This window comes from Brachybacterium sp. JB7 (assembly GCF_003335205.1).
Taxonomy (GTDB): domain Bacteria; phylum Actinomycetota; class Actinomycetes; order Actinomycetales; family Dermabacteraceae; genus Brachybacterium; species Brachybacterium alimentarium.
Window position 1 is genome coordinate 168,501 of record NZ_QPGN01000007.1, and the last position, 16,741, is coordinate 185,241.

Consider the following 16,741-nt stretch of genomic DNA (forward strand, 5'->3'; position numbering starts at 1 on the left):
AGCATCTCGAGGATGATCCGCTCGCCGTTCGTGATCGTCACCGGCGTGATCGTGGGCTGGTTCATCGTCGCGTTCCTGATCTGGCCCAATGCGAATCTGCTGGTGCAGACCTTCGTCCCGGACGGCGAGCCCACCCTGCGGGCGGTCGAGAAGCTCGCCTCGTCGGAACGGGCCATGACGTCCCTCAGCAACTCGTTCCTGCTGGCGTTCGTCCTCTCGGTCACCGTGAACGTCGTCGGCATCTTCGTCGTGCTGGTCACGCGGTACTACGACATCAGGGGCGGCAGGATCCTGTGGCTGGGATACGCCACCACCCTGATCTACGGCGGTATCGTGCTGGCCGCCGGGTACAAGTTCGTCTATGGCGCCGACGGGATCATCACCGGGTTCCTGCTGCGACTGTTCCCCGAGATGGACGCCGACTGGTTCAGCGGCTTCTTCGCCGTCGTCGTCGTGATGACCCTGGCCACCACGACGAACCACCTGCTGTTCGTCTCCAGCGCCCTGTCCAAGGTGGACCATCAGACCATCGAGGCGGCACGGAGCATGGGTGCTTCGGAGTGGACGATCCTGCGCCGAGTGGTCCTGCCGATGCTGAAGCCGGTGCTCTTCGCCGTCACGATCCTCACGTTCCTGGGCGGGCTCGGGGCGCTGTCGGCCCCGCAGGTGCTCGGCGGGCGCGACTTCCAGACCATCACCCCGATGATCCTGACGTTCGCCGCGACTCCCAGCTCGCGGGACATCGCCGCGCTCCTCGCGCTGGTGCTCGGCATCGCCACGGTGCTCCTCCTGATCGTTCTGACCCGGATCGAGAAGGGCGGCACCTATTTCTCGATCGCCAAGGTCTCCTCGCAGTTGGTCAAGCAGAAGATCCGCAATCCGGTGCTGAACGTCGCGGTGCACGTGGTCGCCTACGCACTGTTCGCGGCCTATCTGCTGCCCGTCATCCTCATCGTCCTGTACTCCTTCCAGGACTCCCGCGCGATCGAGTCCGGGCAGTTCCGCTTCTCGACCATGTCCCTGGACAACTATGTGCGCGTGCTCGGGGAGTCCGCGAGCCTGCGGCCCTTCGTCATCAGCATCGTCTACGCGGGCCTCGCCTCCCTGATCAGCGTGCTCGGGCTGCTGTTCGTCGCCCGCATCATCGCGAAGCACCGCAACGCGATCACGCTCGCCGCCGAATACCTGCTCCACATCCCGTGGATCCTGCCGACCACCTTGATCGCGCTGGGCCTGATCATCAGCTACGACCATCCGAGCCCTCTGGTGGGTGGCCGCGTACTCACCGGGACCACCGTGATCCTGCTGATCGCCTACGTGATCGGCAAGATCCCCTTCACCCTGCGCCTGCTGAAGGCTGCCTTCTCGGGGATCAATGACAACCTCGAGGAAGCCGCCTCGCTGATGGGCGCGAGGACACTGTACGTCTTCCGCAGGATCCTGCTGCCCGCGGTGCTGCCGACGGTTCTGGCGATCGGGGCGCTGAACTTCAACAGCCTGCTGGACGACTACGACACCTCCGTATTTCTCGCGCACCCGCTGTTCCAACCGCTGGGCCTGGTCATCAAGGCGAGCACCGAGGGTGATGCCAACCTCGATGCGCGCGCGAACACCTTCGTCTATACGGTGCTGCTCATGATCATCACCGGCGCGACGATGTACCTGGTCTACGGGCGGGGTGCCCGGGATCGCAGCGGCCGGCGCGCCCGAGCACGCCGTCAGCGCGATCGCGTCGGGGCCGAGCGATGAGCGCCGCCTTCCGGCACCCGCAGCGGGGCGGCACCGACCGGCTCCTGCACCGGCGCCTCGCCGAGCTGGGGACCCTCGTGGTGGCGCATCGCGGCACGGCCGTCGGCAGCATCGCCGAGAACACCCGCGTGGCGGCGATGGCCGCTCTCGTCTCCGGGGCCGATGTGGTCGAGATCGACGTCTCGACCTCCGCGGACGGAGAATTCTACGCCTTCCACGACGGGACCGAGCAGCGGCTGCTCGGGATCGGCGCGAACCTCACCACGCTCACGGCGCGGCAGATCGACGAGCTGCGATACGTGCACGTGGACCGCCCGGGCCGTCCGGCTGGTGTGGAACGCCTGCTCGACCTCCTGGCCGCGCTGCGTCCCACTGAGCTGGGTGTGGAGGACGAGGCGGCGCCCCTGGTGAACGTGGACCGGTCCTGGGGGTCATGGGCCACGCTCCTCCCCGCCCTGGACGGTCTCGGGATGACCGAGCAGCTGCTGCTGAAGAGCCCGGCCGCTCTGCCCGGACCGCTCGACGTCCTGCGGCGCCACGAGGTGAAGTACCCCTACCTGCCGATCTGCACGGATCTCGCGCAGATCGAGGACCTCGTCGAGGACGATGACCTCGACGTCGTGGGCGTCGAGCTGCTGGCCGATGGCCCGGACCACCAGCTCGCGGACCCCGACCTGTTCGTCGAGCTGCACGCCCGCGGACTGTTCGTGCTGGTCAACGCCGAGGTGCTGACCAACGGGATCCCGCTGTTCGCGGGCTATGACGACGAGGCGGCGCTGCTGCACGGGCCCGGTGCCGGGTGGGGACCGCTGTTCGACCTCGGCGCCGATCTGATCCAGACAGACTGGCCCTGGCTGCTGCGTGCCTATCGTGGGACCCGAGCAGCCCGCGGCACCGCCGGGGCGACAGCCGTCGACCAGGAAGTCCGTTCATGAGCACCTCCGCCTCCGCCCCTCCCGAGCCACGTCCCCCCGGTCGCGTCCGGCTGGAGGACGTCGCCGCCGCCGCCGGGGTCTCCCGCACCTCCGCCTCCCGCGTCATGCTCGGCCAGGGAAAGGTCTCCGACCGGACCCGGCGCCGAGTGCTCGCGGTCGCCGACGAGCTCGGATATGTCACCAACGTCGCCGCGAGCGAGCTCGCCTCCGGAGGCTCGTCCACCGTCGGCCTCCTGCTGCGCGACGCCTCCAACCCTGCCTACGGTCTGCTGTTCAGCGAGCTGCAGAAGGCGGGCCACGCCGCCGGCGTCACGCTGCTGTCGATGACCATCAAGCATGACGACCAGGGCCGGCAGCAGGTGGCCAGCCTGCACCGCCTGATGGGCATGCGCGTGGCCGGTCTGATCGTCGCCACGGGCGGAGTGACCAGCGACCAGCTCGAGCCCTTCCGCGACCGGCTTCCCATCATCCGGGCCGGACGCCCGGAGAGCAGCGGGCGGATCCACGCCGTCTCCTACGACGAGGAGGACGCGGCCCGTCGCCTCGCCGAGCACATTCTGGAACTAGGCCACACGGATGTGGCCGTGCAGACCGCCCGCGCCGAGGACTCCTACCCCGAGTTCGTGCGCAGCACTGTCATGACCCAGCTGCTCGAGAGCCGCGGAGCCACGGTGCACCGGCTCGAGTACCGACGAGGTCACGACGCGATGGACGAGTCCGTGGACCTGGCCCGTCGCGGCCGCGTCAGCGCCGTCATGGTCCCCTCCGACCTGCGGCAGCTGACCCTGATCCGTCGTCTCCACGAGGCGGGCCTGCGGACCCCCGAGGACGTCGCCACCACCGGCTGCGACGGGATCCTTCCCGGGATCGACCTGCTGGGCTTGACCACCATGCGCATCGCCGTCGAGGACGTCGCCGAACGGACCATCGCGAACATCGCCCGGATGATCGGGGCGACCGGCATCGGGGACGATGCGGGGTCGGGCGGATCCGCGGAGGCCGGGCCTGGAGATCCCGCAGGAGGCAGGGTCGTGCACGAGCGGCTGCCCGGACGATTCATCCAGGGGCGCACCGCCGGGCCGCCCCGCACCACCGGAAGGACACCCGCATGAACGCACTGCGCGCCGCCGAATATCCGAGGGCGAACCACACCCTGGTCCACCTCTCGGACACCCATTTCGTGCCCCCGGGCGAGCTGCTGTCCGGGGTCGCCCCGGTCCGTGAGCATCTCGAGGGGCTGCTCGAGGACCTGGTCGCCACCAACCTGCGACCCGAGGCACTGATCTTCACCGGCGACCTCGCCGATCGCGGGGAGGCACCCGCCTATCGGCAGCTGCGCGAGCTGGTCGAGCCGCTCGCCGAGCACCTCGGCGCCAAGCTCATCTGGGTGATGGGCAATCACGACGATCGCGCCACGATGCGCACCGAGCTGCTCGATGCGGAGGCCGACGACGCCCCGTACGACCGGGTGGTCATGCTCGGAGGCCTGCGGATCATCGTGCTCGACTCGACCGTGCCCCGCAGGGCCTACGGCGAGATCCGTCCGGCCCAGTACGCCTGGCTGCGAGAGGTGCTCTCCGAGCCTGCCCCGGAGGGAACGATCCTCGCCCTGCACCATCCCCCGGTCCCGTGCGTCCAGGACCTCGCTATCACCGTCGAGCTGCGCGACCAGGACGCCCTGGCTCAGGTGCTGGCCGGCAGCGATGTGCGCGCGATCATCGGGGGTCACTTCCACTACTCGACCTCCGCGACCTTCGCGGGCATCCCGGTCTCCGTCGCCTCGGCCACCTGCTACACCCAGGACCTGCAGACGCCCGACCGCGGCACGCGGGGCCGGGACGGCGCGCAGGCCTTCAACCTCGTCCATGTGTACAACTCCACGATCATGCACTCCGTGGTGCCCCAGGGCGGCGGCGCGAGTGTGAGCCGCCATGTCGATGGTGCTGCCACCGCCCGCAAGCTCGCCGAGCAGGGCCTGTACATCCCCGACGCCCCGGCGATCGCGAGCTGGACGGGGGCCCGGTGATCCTGGACCCCGGACGCCGCATCGTCTTCCTCGACGTCGACGGCACGATCATCGCCCACGACGGAATCCTCCCCACCTCGACGGTCGACGCGATCCGCTCCGCCCGCGCCGCGGGGCACCGCGTACTGCTGGCCACCGGCCGTTCCCCGAGCGAGCTGGACCCTCGTCTCGCGGAGATCGGGTTCGACGGAGCCGTCCTCGGCGCCGGCGCCTTCGTACACCTCGGCGAGGACTGGGTGGTCCAGCACGCCATGCCCGTCGCGAAGGCGAGACGCATGATCGAGGTCTTCGGACAGCTCGATCTGGACTACGTGCTCCAGGCTCGCGACGGCGTCTATCCCGTCGCCTCGCGTCGGGAGGAGATGCGCAGGATGCTCGGTATCGAGGACCGGCCCGGGCTGGGGCCGGGCGAGGAGCTGGACATCGAGCAGGTCGCGGAGAAGGCCCCGCTCGACGCGATCGCCAAGGCGATCTTCCTCGGCGTGACCCCGGACGCCTTCGAACGGGTCCATCAGGCGCTCACGCCCGAGGGCTTCAGCGTGATCACCGGGACGATCACGCATCTGGGCACCGGTGGGGGAGAGGTCTCACTGGCCGGGGTGAACAAGGGCTCGGCAATCCTGGCCCTGCTCGACCAGCTCGGGCTGGACGTGGCCGATTCGATCGGGATCGGGGACAACAACAACGATCTGGAGATGCTGCGCATCACTGGCGTGGGCATCGCGATGGGTGAGGCGACCCCCGAGGCGCGGGCCGCGGCCGATGAGATCACCGGCACGGTGCACCAGAGTGGGATCGCGCAGGCGTTCGCCCGGCACGGTCTGCTGGATACGCCAGCTCCCGAGGGCAAGGGATCAGCGACTGCGGGCGCCGCGCAGCGGTGAGAGCAGCGCGACCAGCACGGCCACCATGAAGATCACCGCCACGACGGCGAACGTGGGCCGGAATCCGACAACGCCGACCAGCACGCCGCCGCTGGCCGCGCCGAGCAGCGCAGCGGTGCGGTTCGCCGAGCGCATGGTGGCGTTGACACGGCCGAGCATCGAGCGCTCGGTCGCAGACTGACGGAAGGCCATCTCGCTGGGCTCCTCGGCCCCCATCGAGAATCCGTAGATCCCCAGGACGACGATCAGGTAGGTCACCACGCCCCACGACTCCGCGTGGACGGGGGTCAAAGCCATCATCACCCAGGTCAGTGCGCACACGATCCGGGCCACGATGATGACGTCCCCCTCCCCGAGACGCACCGCTGCGCGGGTGGCGCAGAGGGCGCCCATGAGGCCACCGACGCCAACCGCCGTGAGCATCAGCCCATAGACGACGGCGGCCAGCCCCAGACCTCGCAGCACGAAGAGGGCGAGCACCGTCAGGGAGATGCTGTTGGCCAGGAACCAGATGTTCGTCGAGATGGCCAGCGGCGCGAGCGTGCGATGGCGATAGGTGAATCGAAGGCCATCGGCGATCGCGCGCCACAGCCGGGGATGATCGGGGCGGGGCGCAGGTTCGGGACGCCGAACCTTGCCGATCATCACCGCCGAGACGACACGACCTGCAGCGCTGATCAGCAGCGTCATCGGGGCCCCCACGATGCCCACGAGAGCTCCGCCGAGCGCGGGACCGGAGGTCTCCGCGACCGTCAGCGACTGGCCCACCCGGGCATTGGCGAGGACCAGGGCCCTGCGCGGCACCAGATCGGGCAGGTACGACCGCTCGGCGGCGGCGATGAACACTCCGCTGCAGCCGATGGCGAACAGGATGCCCGCCGTCGCACCGATAGTGAGCGCGCCGATCACGAACAGCACGGGTATCGCCGTGAGCATCATGGCCTGGACGAGATGGCCGACGACCAGAACGGGTCGGCGACGCCACCGATCGACATACGCACCGGCCAGCAGACCCAGCAGGAGATAAGGCAGGAACTGAACGGCTCGAACGAGCCCGACCTGCGCCTCCGACGCAGCGAGGATGTCGATCACGAGCACGTCGACCGCGACGGTCGAGACCGCGAGCGCGGTGAAGCCCGACGTGCTCGCCAGCCAGTAGCTGCGGAAGCCCCGTAGGGCGAGGGGCTCTCTCACCGTTCGGCGCCGAGCGGTCTCGTCGTCCCTCATCGCCCCACTATCGCGGGTCGAGTCCACGGAGTCGAGTGAGGGAGAGGGGCCGAGATCCTCCTCAGATGTCCTTGAACGTCTCGATCCGTGCGCCGAGCTTGTTCAGGCGCGCTGCGAGGTCCTCGTAGCCGCGGTTGATGACGTAGACGCTGCGCAGCACCGAGGTGCCCTTGGCGGCGAGCATCGCCAGCAGGATCACCACGGCGGGGCGCAGCGCCGGGGGGCACACGATCTCGGTGCCGCTCCAGCGGGTGGGGCCCTCGATGAGCACCCGGTGGGGATCCATGAGCTGCACCTTCGCGCCGAGCTTGTTGAGCTCGGTGAGGTAGATGGCGCGGTTCTCGTACACCCAGTCGTGCAGCAGCGTCTGCCCGTCGGCCGTCGCGGCGATCACCGCGAAGAAGGGCAGGTTGTCGATGTTCAGCCCCGGGAACGGCATCGGGTGGATCTTGTCGATCGGAGCCTTGAGCTGCGAGGGGTACGTGGTGATGTCCACCAGGCGGGTCTGGTCGTTGCGGGCGAGATACTCCTCGGAGCGGTCATAGCGCAGGCCCATCTCCTCGAGGATCGCCAGCTCGATCTCCATGAACTCGATCGGCACGCGCTGCACGGTGATGCTCGAGTCGGTCACGATGGCGGCGGTGATCAGGCTCATCGCCTCGATCGGGTCCTCGCTCGGGGCGTACTCGACATCGGTGCTGATCGAGCTCTTCCCGCGCACGGTGAGGGTGGTGGTGCCGATGCCGTCGATCTGCACGCCGAGCTTCTCGAGGAAGAAGCAGAGGTCCTGGACCATGTAGTTGGGGCTCGCGTTGCGGATCACGGTCTCGCCCTCGTACATGGCGGCGGCCAGGAGCGCGTTCTCGGTGACGGTGTCGCCGCGCTCGGTGAGCACGATCGGGCGGCGCGGTCCGGTGCCGGCCGTGGCGGTCGCCTGGTAGTGGCCCTCGGTCGCGACGACCTCGAGGCCGAAGGGGCGCAGCGCCGTCATGTGCGGCTCTACGGTGCGGGTGCCGAGGTCGCAGCCGCCGGCGTAGGGGAGCTGGAACTCCTTCTGGCGATGCATCAGCGGGCCCAGGAACATGATGATGCTGCGGGTGCGGCGCGCGGCGTCGGCATCGATCGAGTCGAGGTCGAGCGTGGCGGGCACGCGCAGCTCGAGATCGTTGTCGTCGTTCATCCAGCGGGCCTTGACGCCGATCGAGGTGAGCACCTCGAGCAGACGGTTGACCTCCTCGATGCGTGCGACCTTGCGCAGCACCGTGGTGCCGGTGTTCAGCAGCGAGGCGCACAGCAGCGCGACACCCGCGTTCTTCGAGCTCTTGACCTCGATGGAGCCGCTGAGCGTGGTCTGTCCCTCGACCCGCAGATGGCTCGGTCCGGAGGTCCCCATGCCGACCAGCTCGGAATCCAGCGCGGAGCCGATCCGGGAGATCGTCTCCAGCGTCAGGTTCTGCTGGCCCTTCTCGATGCGGTTCACAGCGCTCTGGCTCGTGCCGAGCTCGGTGGCCAGCTGGGCCTGGGTGCGGCCGGAGTGCTGACGGGCGTCCCGGATCAGGGTGCCGATGCGGGCCAGGTAGTCCTCGTTCTCAGTCATGATCCGACCGTATCTCACAGATGAGATAAGGGGACGGTGGAGAGTGCGGAGTCGGTCACACCCCGGCGAGGGCGGGGAGATGCTCGCCGCCGACGCCGACGCCGACGCCGACGCCGCCCCCGACACCGCCGCCCCCGACACCGCCGCGGCCGGCCCGCGTGGGGTCGTAGGGCGCGATGCACAGGGCCATCCCGGCCTCGGCCGGAGTGCGGTCCGCCTTGCGGTTGTTGCACTCCTTGCACGCGCACACCAGATTCAGCCAGGAGGACTCCCCGCCGCGGGAGCGCGGCAGGATGTGGTCGACCGTGGCGAGCAGGCCTTCGCGCGGAGGGGTCTTGGAGACGCTGCGGCCGCAGTAGGTGCAGGTCCAACAGTCCCGTTCGTGGATGGCCCGGTAGGAGAACCCGATCGAGCGCTGCCCGGCTCCTTCCACCCAGGCGCCGCTGAGCTCCCGGGTGAGCTCGAGCGCGGTGGGGATCAGGCGGTCCTCGATGATCGTGATCTCGACGGGGTTCGCGACCTCGCGGCGGATCATGCCGAAGGCATGGCGCACCGACGTGGTGTGCAGCAGCTCGCCGATCCCGGTGTCGACGTCGTACCCCAGGTTGTAGACCTTCACCATCGCCATCGTCATCACCGCCTCTCCGGAGCCGTCCTTCGCAGTGTGGCTCGTTTCAGATCCGGTCTCCACTGAATTCTGCGCTCTGGGGGCGTCGACATCGTGGCTCTCGCCTGTACGGCCAGGAAACTGTGCGTGTCGTCCGACTGCTGCCGACTGCTGCCGACTGCTGCCGACTGCTGTCGGCTGCTGTCGGCTGCTGCCGAACGGTGCCGACCGAGAATCCGGAGGAAAACCCCAGCCGGCGCCTCGGATCGATGGGAAACTGGTCCAGGCGTCACTGACGCCGGGCGCACCGTCGGGCGGCGGGGTGAGGTCGACGGTGAGGACACCCGATGGGATTGGAACAGTTCGAGCTCGTCGCTGTCCTGGCCGTGGTGATCATCGTGGCCGCGTCCTACTTCTCCAGCCGTTTCGGCGTCGCGACCCCGATCATCCTGGTGATCGTGGGCCTCGCCGTCAGCGTCATCCCGGGCATGCCGGCCGTCGCCCCGGAGCCCGAGCTGATCCTCGCTGCAGTGCTGCCACCGCTGCTGTACTCCGCAGCGGTCAACATGCCGGTGATGGACTTCCGGCGCGACCTGAAGACGATCGGAGCGCTCTCCGTCGTCCTGGTGCTGGTCTCCGCCTTCGGGATCGGGACCCTGCTGTGGTCGATCTTCCCGAACCTGAGCTTCGCGGCCGCCGTGGCCGTGGGCGCCGTGGTCAGCCCACCGGATGCTGTCGCCGCCACCGCGATCGGCAAGCGACTCGGGCTGCCGCCGCGCCTGCTCACGATCCTCGAGGGCGAGGGGCTGGTCAACGACGCGACCGCCCTGGTGCTGATGCGCACCGCCGTCGCGGCCACGGCCGGTTCCTTCTCCTTCTGGCACGCCGCCGGGGACTTCTTCTATGCGGTCGTGGTGGCCATCGTGATCGGTGCCGCTGTCGGCGTCATCGCGGTGCGCATCCGTTCGAAGATCGATCAGCCGGTGCTCACCACCGCGATCTCCTTCGTGGTCCCGTTCGTCGCGTTCCTGCCCACCGAGCTCGCGGATGCCTCCGGGGTGCTGGCCGTGGTGGCGGCAGGTCTGGTCACCGGCGCCAGCGGTGTGCGCCGACTCAGTGTCGCGGATCGAAATGCCGAGCGCACCAACTGGCTGACCGCCCAGCTGCTGCTCGAGAACGGTGTGTTCCTGCTGATGGGTCTGCAGCTGCGCACCTTGGTCACGGACGTCTCCGAGGGCGGGCTCTCGGTGTGGCACGCCGTCTGGGTGGGCCTCGCGGTCACGGTGCTGCTGGGTCTCATCCGCGTCGGCTTCGTGGTGCCCGTGGTGTTCACCGCCCGCCGCCGTCGACCGGACTACGAGGAGCAGGCTCGCCGCTTCGACGAAGCGCTGGACAGGGTCTCCTCCGACGAGCGATTCCAGCAGCACCCGCGCGGGGCGCGCTTCGAGCGCTGGCTGGAGCGTCGTCGGGCGGACGCGCGGTTCTACGCGGGCAACGGCCTGGGATGGCGCGGAGGGGCGGTGCTCGCGTGGTCCGGGATGCGCGGCGTGGTCACCCTGGCCGCCGCCCAGTCCCTGCCCACCGACTTCCCCTATCGCACCCAGCTGGTGCTGGTCGCGTTCGTGGTGGCGCTCGTGACCCTGGTGGGCCAGGGCGGGACGCTCCCGCTGCTGATCCGGGTGCTCGGCATCCGCGGCACCGACGAGGAGCAGGCCCGGCGCGAGCTCGCCCTGCTGCTCGTCGAGGTCAACGAGGCTGCCGCCGGTCAGGTCCTCGACAACCCCGATCTGCGTCGGCGCGGTGGGGAGAGGTTCGATCCGGCGGTGCTCGAGAAAGCGCGGCAGGTGCAGGCCCGCATCGCCGAGCCGCGGCGTGGAGCGGGCGCAGAGGACCCGGTGAGGGCGCAGTACGCCGAGCTCATGCAGCTCATCCTCGATGCCCAGCAGGACGCCCTCGACGAGGCGCGCTCCACCGGCTCCTACGACTCCAATACGGTCAAGCGCGCCCAGCGGCAGCTGGACCAGGGATCGGTGCGGTTCACGGGTCCCTGAGCCGGGCGGCGCCCCGGGATTGCGTTATCCGTCATGGTGCGCGGCCCTGAGGGTGGCCGGGCGCACCCTGGGGATGCACAATGGCGGCCGTTCCCGGAGCGCTCCTGTCGGCACCGTCGTCGGCTGTTCCCTGCGCTCTCGACCACCCCGAGAGGTACCCATGAAGTTCTTCCAGCGCCTCGGCAGATCGCTGATGCTGCCGGTCGCCGTGCTCCCTGTCGCCGCGATCCTCAGCGGCATCGGCTATTGGATCCAGACCGCGACCGGCAACGAGGAGAACGTCGTCGGCGGCTTCTTCGCGATCGCGGGCAATGCACTCCTGGACCAGCTGCCGCTGCTGTTCGCGATCGGCGTCGCGATCGGCATGGCCAAGAAGCCGGACGGGACCTCGGCGCTCGCGGGCCTGGTCTCCTGGCTCGTGGTCACCACGCTGCTGTCGCCGGAGAGCGTGGCGATCTTCAAGGGGATCGACGAGGGCGAGGTGAACCTCGCGTTCTCCAACATCGAGAACGTGTTCGTGGGAATCCTGTGCGGCCTCATCGGGGCTTACGCGTATGACCACTTCAAGGACGCGGAGCTGCCGGACTTCCTCGCCTTCTTCTCCGGCCGTCGCTCGGTCGCGATCGTCGCCGCCGGGATGTCGCTGGTGCTCTCCCTCGTGCTGTTCTTCGTGTGGCCGCTGGTGTTCACGGGTCTGGTCGCCTTCGGCGAGTTCATCCTGACCCTCGGTCCCGTCGGCGTGGGCATCTACGGCTTCCTGAACCGGCTGCTCATCCCGCTCGGCCTGCACCACGCCCTGAACTCCGTGTTCTGGTTCGACGTCGCCGGGATCAACGACCTCGGGAACTTCCTCCACGCCACCGGCACCTACGGCGTCACCGGCCAGTACATGACCGGCTTCTTCCCCGTGATGATGCTGGGCCTGCCCGGCGCGGCGCTCGCGATGTATGTGACCGCGAAGTCCGCGCGCCGCAAGGTCGCCGCGGGCGTGCTCTTCTCGAGCGCGATCGCCTCGTTCTTCGTGGGCGTCACCGAACCGCTCGAGTTCTCCTTCATGTTCCTCGCCCCCGGCCTGTACGTGGTCCACGCCCTGTTCACCGGCATCTCCATGGGCATCAGCGCGCTGCTGCCGGTGCGGATGGGCTTCGGCTTCTCCGGCGGCTTCATCGACCTGGTGCTGGGATGGGTGAACCCCATGGCGCAGAACCCCTGGGCGATCCCCCTGATGGGCATCTTCTGGTTCGTGGTCTACTTCGTCGTGTTCCGCGCGATCATCCTGAAGTTCGATCTCAAGACCCCCGGCCGCGACGAGGACGACCAGCTCACCGATGACGGCGTCACCCTCTCCGGCGAGAACAAGCACCTCGCCACCGCGACCGCCTTCCTCACCGCGCTCGGCGGTAAGGAGAACATCATCGACCTCGAGAACTGTGCGACCCGGCTGCGCATGGAGGTCGCCGACACCACGGTGATCGACGAGGCGGCGCTCAAGCGTGCCGGAGCCGCGGGCACCATGAAGCCCGGCGGCCAGTCGGTCCAGGTCATCTACGGCACCAGCGTCCAGTTCGTGAAGGACGCGATGGAGTCGATCATCACCGGCAGGTCCGAGCCCGTCGCCGAGGCGGCGGAGGTGGCGGCAGCGGAGGCCGCAGCGACCGGTGCCTCCGGCACGGCAGGTCCTGCGGCCGACGGCGCAGCAGGCACCGCCGTGCGGACGACGCACCTGGTGCGTCTGCGTCAGCCCCTCGCGGGCAGTGTCGTCCCGCTGTCCGAGGTCCCCGATCAGACGTTCGCGCAGGAGGTCATGGGCCCGGGCGTCGCGATCGATCCCACCGATGGTGAGGTCATCGCCCCGGCCGCCGGGACCGTCGGCCACGTCTTCCCCACAGGCCACGCCGTGGCGCTCGTCCTGGACGACGGCACCGAGCTGCTGATTCACGTGGGCCTGGATTCCGTGCAGATGAAGGGGGAGGGCTTCACCACGCTGGTCGAGCCGGGCCAGCGGGTCAGCGCCGGCACCCCGCTGCTGCGCGCGGACCTCTCGGCGATCCGCGTGGCCGGTCACTCCACGCTCACCCCGATCATCGTGATGAACGACAAGGACGCACGGATCGAACTGGTCTGACGGCAGAAGACAGCGGGAGACAGCGGGAGACCGCGTCAATCCCACCGCACGAGACAGCGGCCGCCCGGAGCATTCCGAGCGGCCGCTGCGTCGTCCGTGGCGACGTCAGCGGCCGGCGACCTCGACCGTGGCGGTCGCGGTGCGGCCGTTGACGGTGACGGTGAGCGTCGCGGTGCCTGGGCGCATGCCGGTCAGCTCCCCGGTCGCAGGATTCAGGCGCACGATCCCGCGGCGGTCGGATTCCTCCGCCTGTCCGCTGACGACCTGCACGCCCTCTCCGCCCCACTGAGCCGTGGCAGGCCAGGCGACCGGCACGGTGCGGCCGTCCTGGGTGAAGCTCGCATCCGCCTCGCCCCTGCCGCCCACGGCGAGCTGCTCGGGCGCTTCCACGGAGACCTCGTCGACCCACGGATGGGTCTCGGCCGCGAGCCAGTCGACCCGATCTTGCGGGGCGGGGTCGGCGCCCATCACACCGGAGCCGGGGTCGATCCCGAGCATGGTCCAGCCGGTGAACCCGCCGGTGGAGGGGGTGCCGGCCGGGTCCTTGCCCGAGTTGCCGTTGATCAGCGTGGTCACGCCCTCGACGGCCGCCCCGTGGAAGGCGCCCACATGGCCGTTGATCAGCGCGACGGATTTCCCGGAGGTGCGACGGAAGTCGGCCAGCAGGGCCTCGATCGCTCGGGCCTCGCGCTGATCGGTGAGCTGGCTGGACGCGCTCGGCAGGGGATCGGCCGTCGGATGGTGGAAGAACACCGTGAACCCGCTGAGGTCGTCATCCGCGGCGGCCTCCTGCAGCGAGCTCTCCAGCTCGGCGATCTGATCGATGCCGCCGCCGGCGAGCGTTCCCGCGGAGCTGTTCAGCGTGAGCACCTTGGTCCCGCCGAGGTCCTGCTCGGTGGTGACGGGGCCGAAGGCCTCCTCGAAGTTCTCGATCTCGCCGCCCATCACCTCGTGGTTGCCGGGCACATAGACGTAGGGGATCTCCTCGCCCCACTCCTCCTCGAGGATCCGCCCGGCGAGCTCGAAGTCCTCGGGGGAGGCCTCGTCGACGAAATCACCGTTGATCACCAGCAGGTCGGGTCGGGCTTGCCTGATCTCGCGCAGGGTGCGCCGAGCGCCCTCGACCGCTCCGGACTCCGGATCGGCCGCGATGAACTGGGCATCGCTCATCACCGCGATCTGCTGCGGGCGGTCGGCCACGCTCCCGGTGGACAGCAGAGCGGCGTCATGGACCGGCGCCTGCTCGGGGGAGTCCACGGTCGGCGTGGTGATCGCCCGCAGATCCTTGACCGCGATGTCGCCGTGGTACTGCGCCTCGGGCCGGGTCTCCATCATCCGCACCCGCTGCACGGTCAGCGGCTGGGCGAGCCCCTCGGGCACGGTGAAGCGCACCTGCTCCCAGCCCTCGTGGTCGATGGTCTCGCCGTCGAGGTTGGTCACGGTGCCCTCGGCGTCCGTCACCTGCAGACGGGGCCAGGCGCCGCTGGCGTCCCCGCGCACGTCCATCGTGAACGCCGTCGCGGTCCCGTCGATCTCGACCGGGTCGTTCGCGACGAGGTAGAAGCCGCGGGTCGCGGTGGAGGTGGTGAAGTCGTAGGTCATCTGGATCGCCGGACCGTCCACGGCGTTGATCTCCCCGGTCGCGCGGTCGGCGGCGGTCGTGAACGAGGAGACGTCGGAGAAGTCGAAGACGCTCTGCTGATCCGTGCCCCGGGTGAGCGCGACGGTGGTGCGCAGCTCGCCGACGGCGAGCTCCACGGTGCCGGTCTCCGCCTCCCCGGTGGCCGTGATGGTCCATGAGCCGGTGCCGTCCTCGATAGCCTCGAAGCCGTCGCTGACGGTCACGACCGCGTCGGCGGCCTCGATCCGGGCGCGCTGCCCGTCGGCGTCGACACCGCTGAGGGTGAGCTGCGCGGAGTCCTCGGTGTCCTGGAGGGCCAAGGACCGGGAGTCGGGCTCGAGGCCGACGGGCCGTCCGAGCACCCGCAGCTCCTGCTGGTCCGTGAAGCCGCCAGCGGCGTAGGTGACCGATCCGGTGCCGCGCTCGGTGCCGCGCACGATCGCGCCCTCCTCGTCGGCGGCGACGAGCTCGAGCGGGCCTGCGGCCGTGAAGTCGCCATCGGCCAGGAGCGGCTCGAGGTTCGCGCCGAGGCCGGTCGCGGTGAGGGTGCGCTGCAGGCCGGGGAACACGGCGGGATCATCGAGAGCGGGGGTGGTCTGCACATCGCTCAGCATCTCCTGCGGAGCGTCCGAAGAGAAGACGAGCGCGTTGGGGACCTCGCGCACGGTCCCGTCCGAGGGACTGTTCCAGATGGCCGAGGAGTCGGCGCCAGCGGTGCGCGCGGCGAGCGCGGAGGAGCCGCCGCCGTCGAGGTTGATCGCGTTGTGCGCACCCATGTCCAGCAGGATCTCTCCGGCCTCGGGCAGCGTCATCCCGCGGGACTCGGAGCTGCGGCCGTCGATCACCAGGACGAACAGTTCGCTGCCGTCGCGCGAGACCCCGACAGCGGTGCGTGGGTGCGCGGTGGTCACCAGGGACTCCTCGCCCATCTCGGGCACCTCCCCGTCCTCGAGGATCTGGTGGGAGCCGGCGATCCCCAGGTCGACGTCTTCGTTCGGGCCCACCTCGACGTCGACGCTCTCGCCCACCTCGAGGGCGGCGACCTTCCCCGCGCCCTCGTCGCGTCCCAGCAGCACCTGCTCGCCATCGGCGATATCCGGATCTCCGGCAGTGTCCTGCACGTCGCTGACCTCGGTGACGACGCCGTCGACGATGCTCGCGCGGGCCACCTCCTCGGCCGGGGCCTCCGGGGCGCCGACGGGGCGATCCAGCGTGTACTTGCCCCAGGCGGCGGTGTAGAGCCCGATGCCGTCGGGGGAGAGCTCGGGAGTGTTCACCCCGGCCAGGTCGAGAGCGGTGCCGCCGTCGAGGGTCGCGGTGCCGCTCGCGGACAGCTCCTGCACTGCCGCCTGCCCATCGGCCATGGTCAGCGCCGGCTGCGGTGCGGGCGAGCCCATCATCGTGCCGTCGCCGGAGAGGGAGGTGTAGATCGGGGCGTCGGAGTGGTCGATGTCGAAGAACGTGCCGTTGACCGCGGCGACGGCGCGCTCGCCCTGCTCCCCGGAGGTCATGATCTCCTGCAGCGGAGCACTCCCGGTGATCGATCCGCCGGAGGCCACGTCCCAGGAGAGGGAGGACGTGCCCAGATCGGCGCTCAGCACGCTGCCCTCGTTCCAGCCTCCCTCCTCCAGCCGCGAGAAGTTGGTGAGGTCCAGACCCGGGGCGACCTGGTACGTGCGCGAGTCGCGCAGCACCCCGCCCGCGGCGAGCTGCTCGTCGGTGACCTCTGCTGCTGCCGGTGCCGGTTCGAGCACCTGGAGGGCCAGGGCAGAGGGGAGCACCAGTGCGAGGGAGGTGACCAGGGAGGCCAGACGCGTCGACGGGGCGTGTGCGGGACGGGTGGAGGTACGGGAGGGTGCAGTGGGGAGGGCCATCACGATTCCGGAGGAGGAGGGGAGGAAGAGGGGTCGGGTCCACCC

At 69.6% G+C, this 16,741-nt stretch carries 11 protein-coding genes; 7 read left to right on the forward strand and 4 right to left on the reverse strand.

The features are described 5' to 3' along the window. The first annotated feature begins 12 nt into the window (after positions 1-12). Genes CIK81_RS10865 through CIK81_RS18185 form a run of 5 tightly spaced genes read left to right on the forward strand, consistent with a single transcriptional unit; the run spans position 13 to position 5,594 of the window. Positions 13-1,749: an iron ABC transporter permease gene (locus CIK81_RS10865; protein ID WP_338022877.1), complete on the forward strand. Its 1,737-nt coding sequence runs from the start codon at positions 13-15 to the stop codon at positions 1,747-1,749. Further along, positions 1,746-2,684: a glycerophosphodiester phosphodiesterase family protein gene (locus CIK81_RS10870; RefSeq protein WP_096166047.1), complete on the forward strand. Its 939-nt coding sequence runs from the start codon at positions 1,746-1,748 to the stop codon at positions 2,682-2,684. The genes CIK81_RS10865 and CIK81_RS10870 overlap by 4 nt, the downstream gene beginning before the upstream one ends. Further along, positions 2,681-3,796 carry a LacI family DNA-binding transcriptional regulator gene (locus CIK81_RS10875; protein WP_096166048.1) on the forward strand — a complete coding sequence of 372 codons (1,116 nt, stop codon included), beginning with the start codon at positions 2,681-2,683 and terminating at the stop codon, positions 3,794-3,796. Before CIK81_RS10870 ends, CIK81_RS10875 begins: the two co-directional genes overlap by 4 nt. Beyond that, positions 3,793-4,710, forward strand: coding sequence for a phosphodiesterase (locus CIK81_RS18180; RefSeq protein ID WP_096166049.1), 918 nt, complete (start codon positions 3,793-3,795; stop codon positions 4,708-4,710). Before CIK81_RS10875 ends, CIK81_RS18180 begins: the two co-directional genes overlap by 4 nt. Beyond that, a complete protein-coding gene (locus tag CIK81_RS18185) occupies positions 4,707-5,594 on the forward strand; it encodes an HAD family hydrolase (protein WP_158541994.1) in 888 nt (295 codons plus the stop codon). Before CIK81_RS18180 ends, CIK81_RS18185 begins: the two co-directional genes overlap by 4 nt. Here CIK81_RS18185 and CIK81_RS10885 read toward each other — a convergent pair. The 3 genes from CIK81_RS10885 to CIK81_RS10895 form a co-directional block, all read right to left on the reverse strand. Continuing rightward, positions 5,565-6,821 (reverse strand): MFS transporter, encoded by a 1,257-nt coding sequence (locus CIK81_RS10885; RefSeq protein WP_114355690.1) that lies wholly within the window; start codon positions 6,819-6,821, stop codon positions 5,565-5,567. The genes CIK81_RS18185 and CIK81_RS10885 overlap by 30 nt on opposite strands. 61 nt (positions 6,822-6,882) lie before the next feature. Beyond that, positions 6,883-8,418, reverse strand: a complete 1,536-nt coding sequence (locus CIK81_RS10890; protein ID WP_158541995.1) for a UDP-N-acetylglucosamine 1-carboxyvinyltransferase — start codon at positions 8,416-8,418, stop codon at positions 6,883-6,885. 55 nt (positions 8,419-8,473) lie between these two features. Further along, a complete protein-coding gene (locus CIK81_RS10895) occupies positions 8,474-9,052 on the reverse strand; it encodes an HNH endonuclease (protein ID WP_241964120.1) in 579 nt (192 codons plus the stop codon). 320 nt (positions 9,053-9,372) lie between these two features. Between CIK81_RS10895 and CIK81_RS10900 the strand changes: the two genes are divergently transcribed. Together CIK81_RS10900 and nagE are read left to right on the forward strand one after the other, a co-directional pair. Continuing rightward, the gene (locus CIK81_RS10900; protein ID WP_096166053.1) at positions 9,373-11,076 is read left to right on the forward strand and encodes a sodium:proton antiporter; all 1,704 of its coding nucleotides are present in this window, start codon (positions 9,373-9,375) and stop codon (positions 11,074-11,076) included. Positions 11,077-11,236: 160 nt separating this feature from the next. After that, positions 11,237-13,201, forward strand: coding sequence for an N-acetylglucosamine-specific PTS transporter subunit IIBC (gene nagE, locus CIK81_RS10905; protein ID WP_096166054.1), 1,965 nt, complete (start codon positions 11,237-11,239; stop codon positions 13,199-13,201). Between the two features lie 105 nt (positions 13,202-13,306). Here nagE and CIK81_RS10910 read toward each other — a convergent pair whose 3' ends face one another. Further along, a complete protein-coding gene (locus tag CIK81_RS10910) occupies positions 13,307-16,696 on the reverse strand; it encodes a phosphodiester glycosidase family protein (protein WP_096166055.1) in 3,390 nt (1,129 codons plus the stop codon). Between the last annotated feature and the right edge of the window lie 45 nt (positions 16,697-16,741).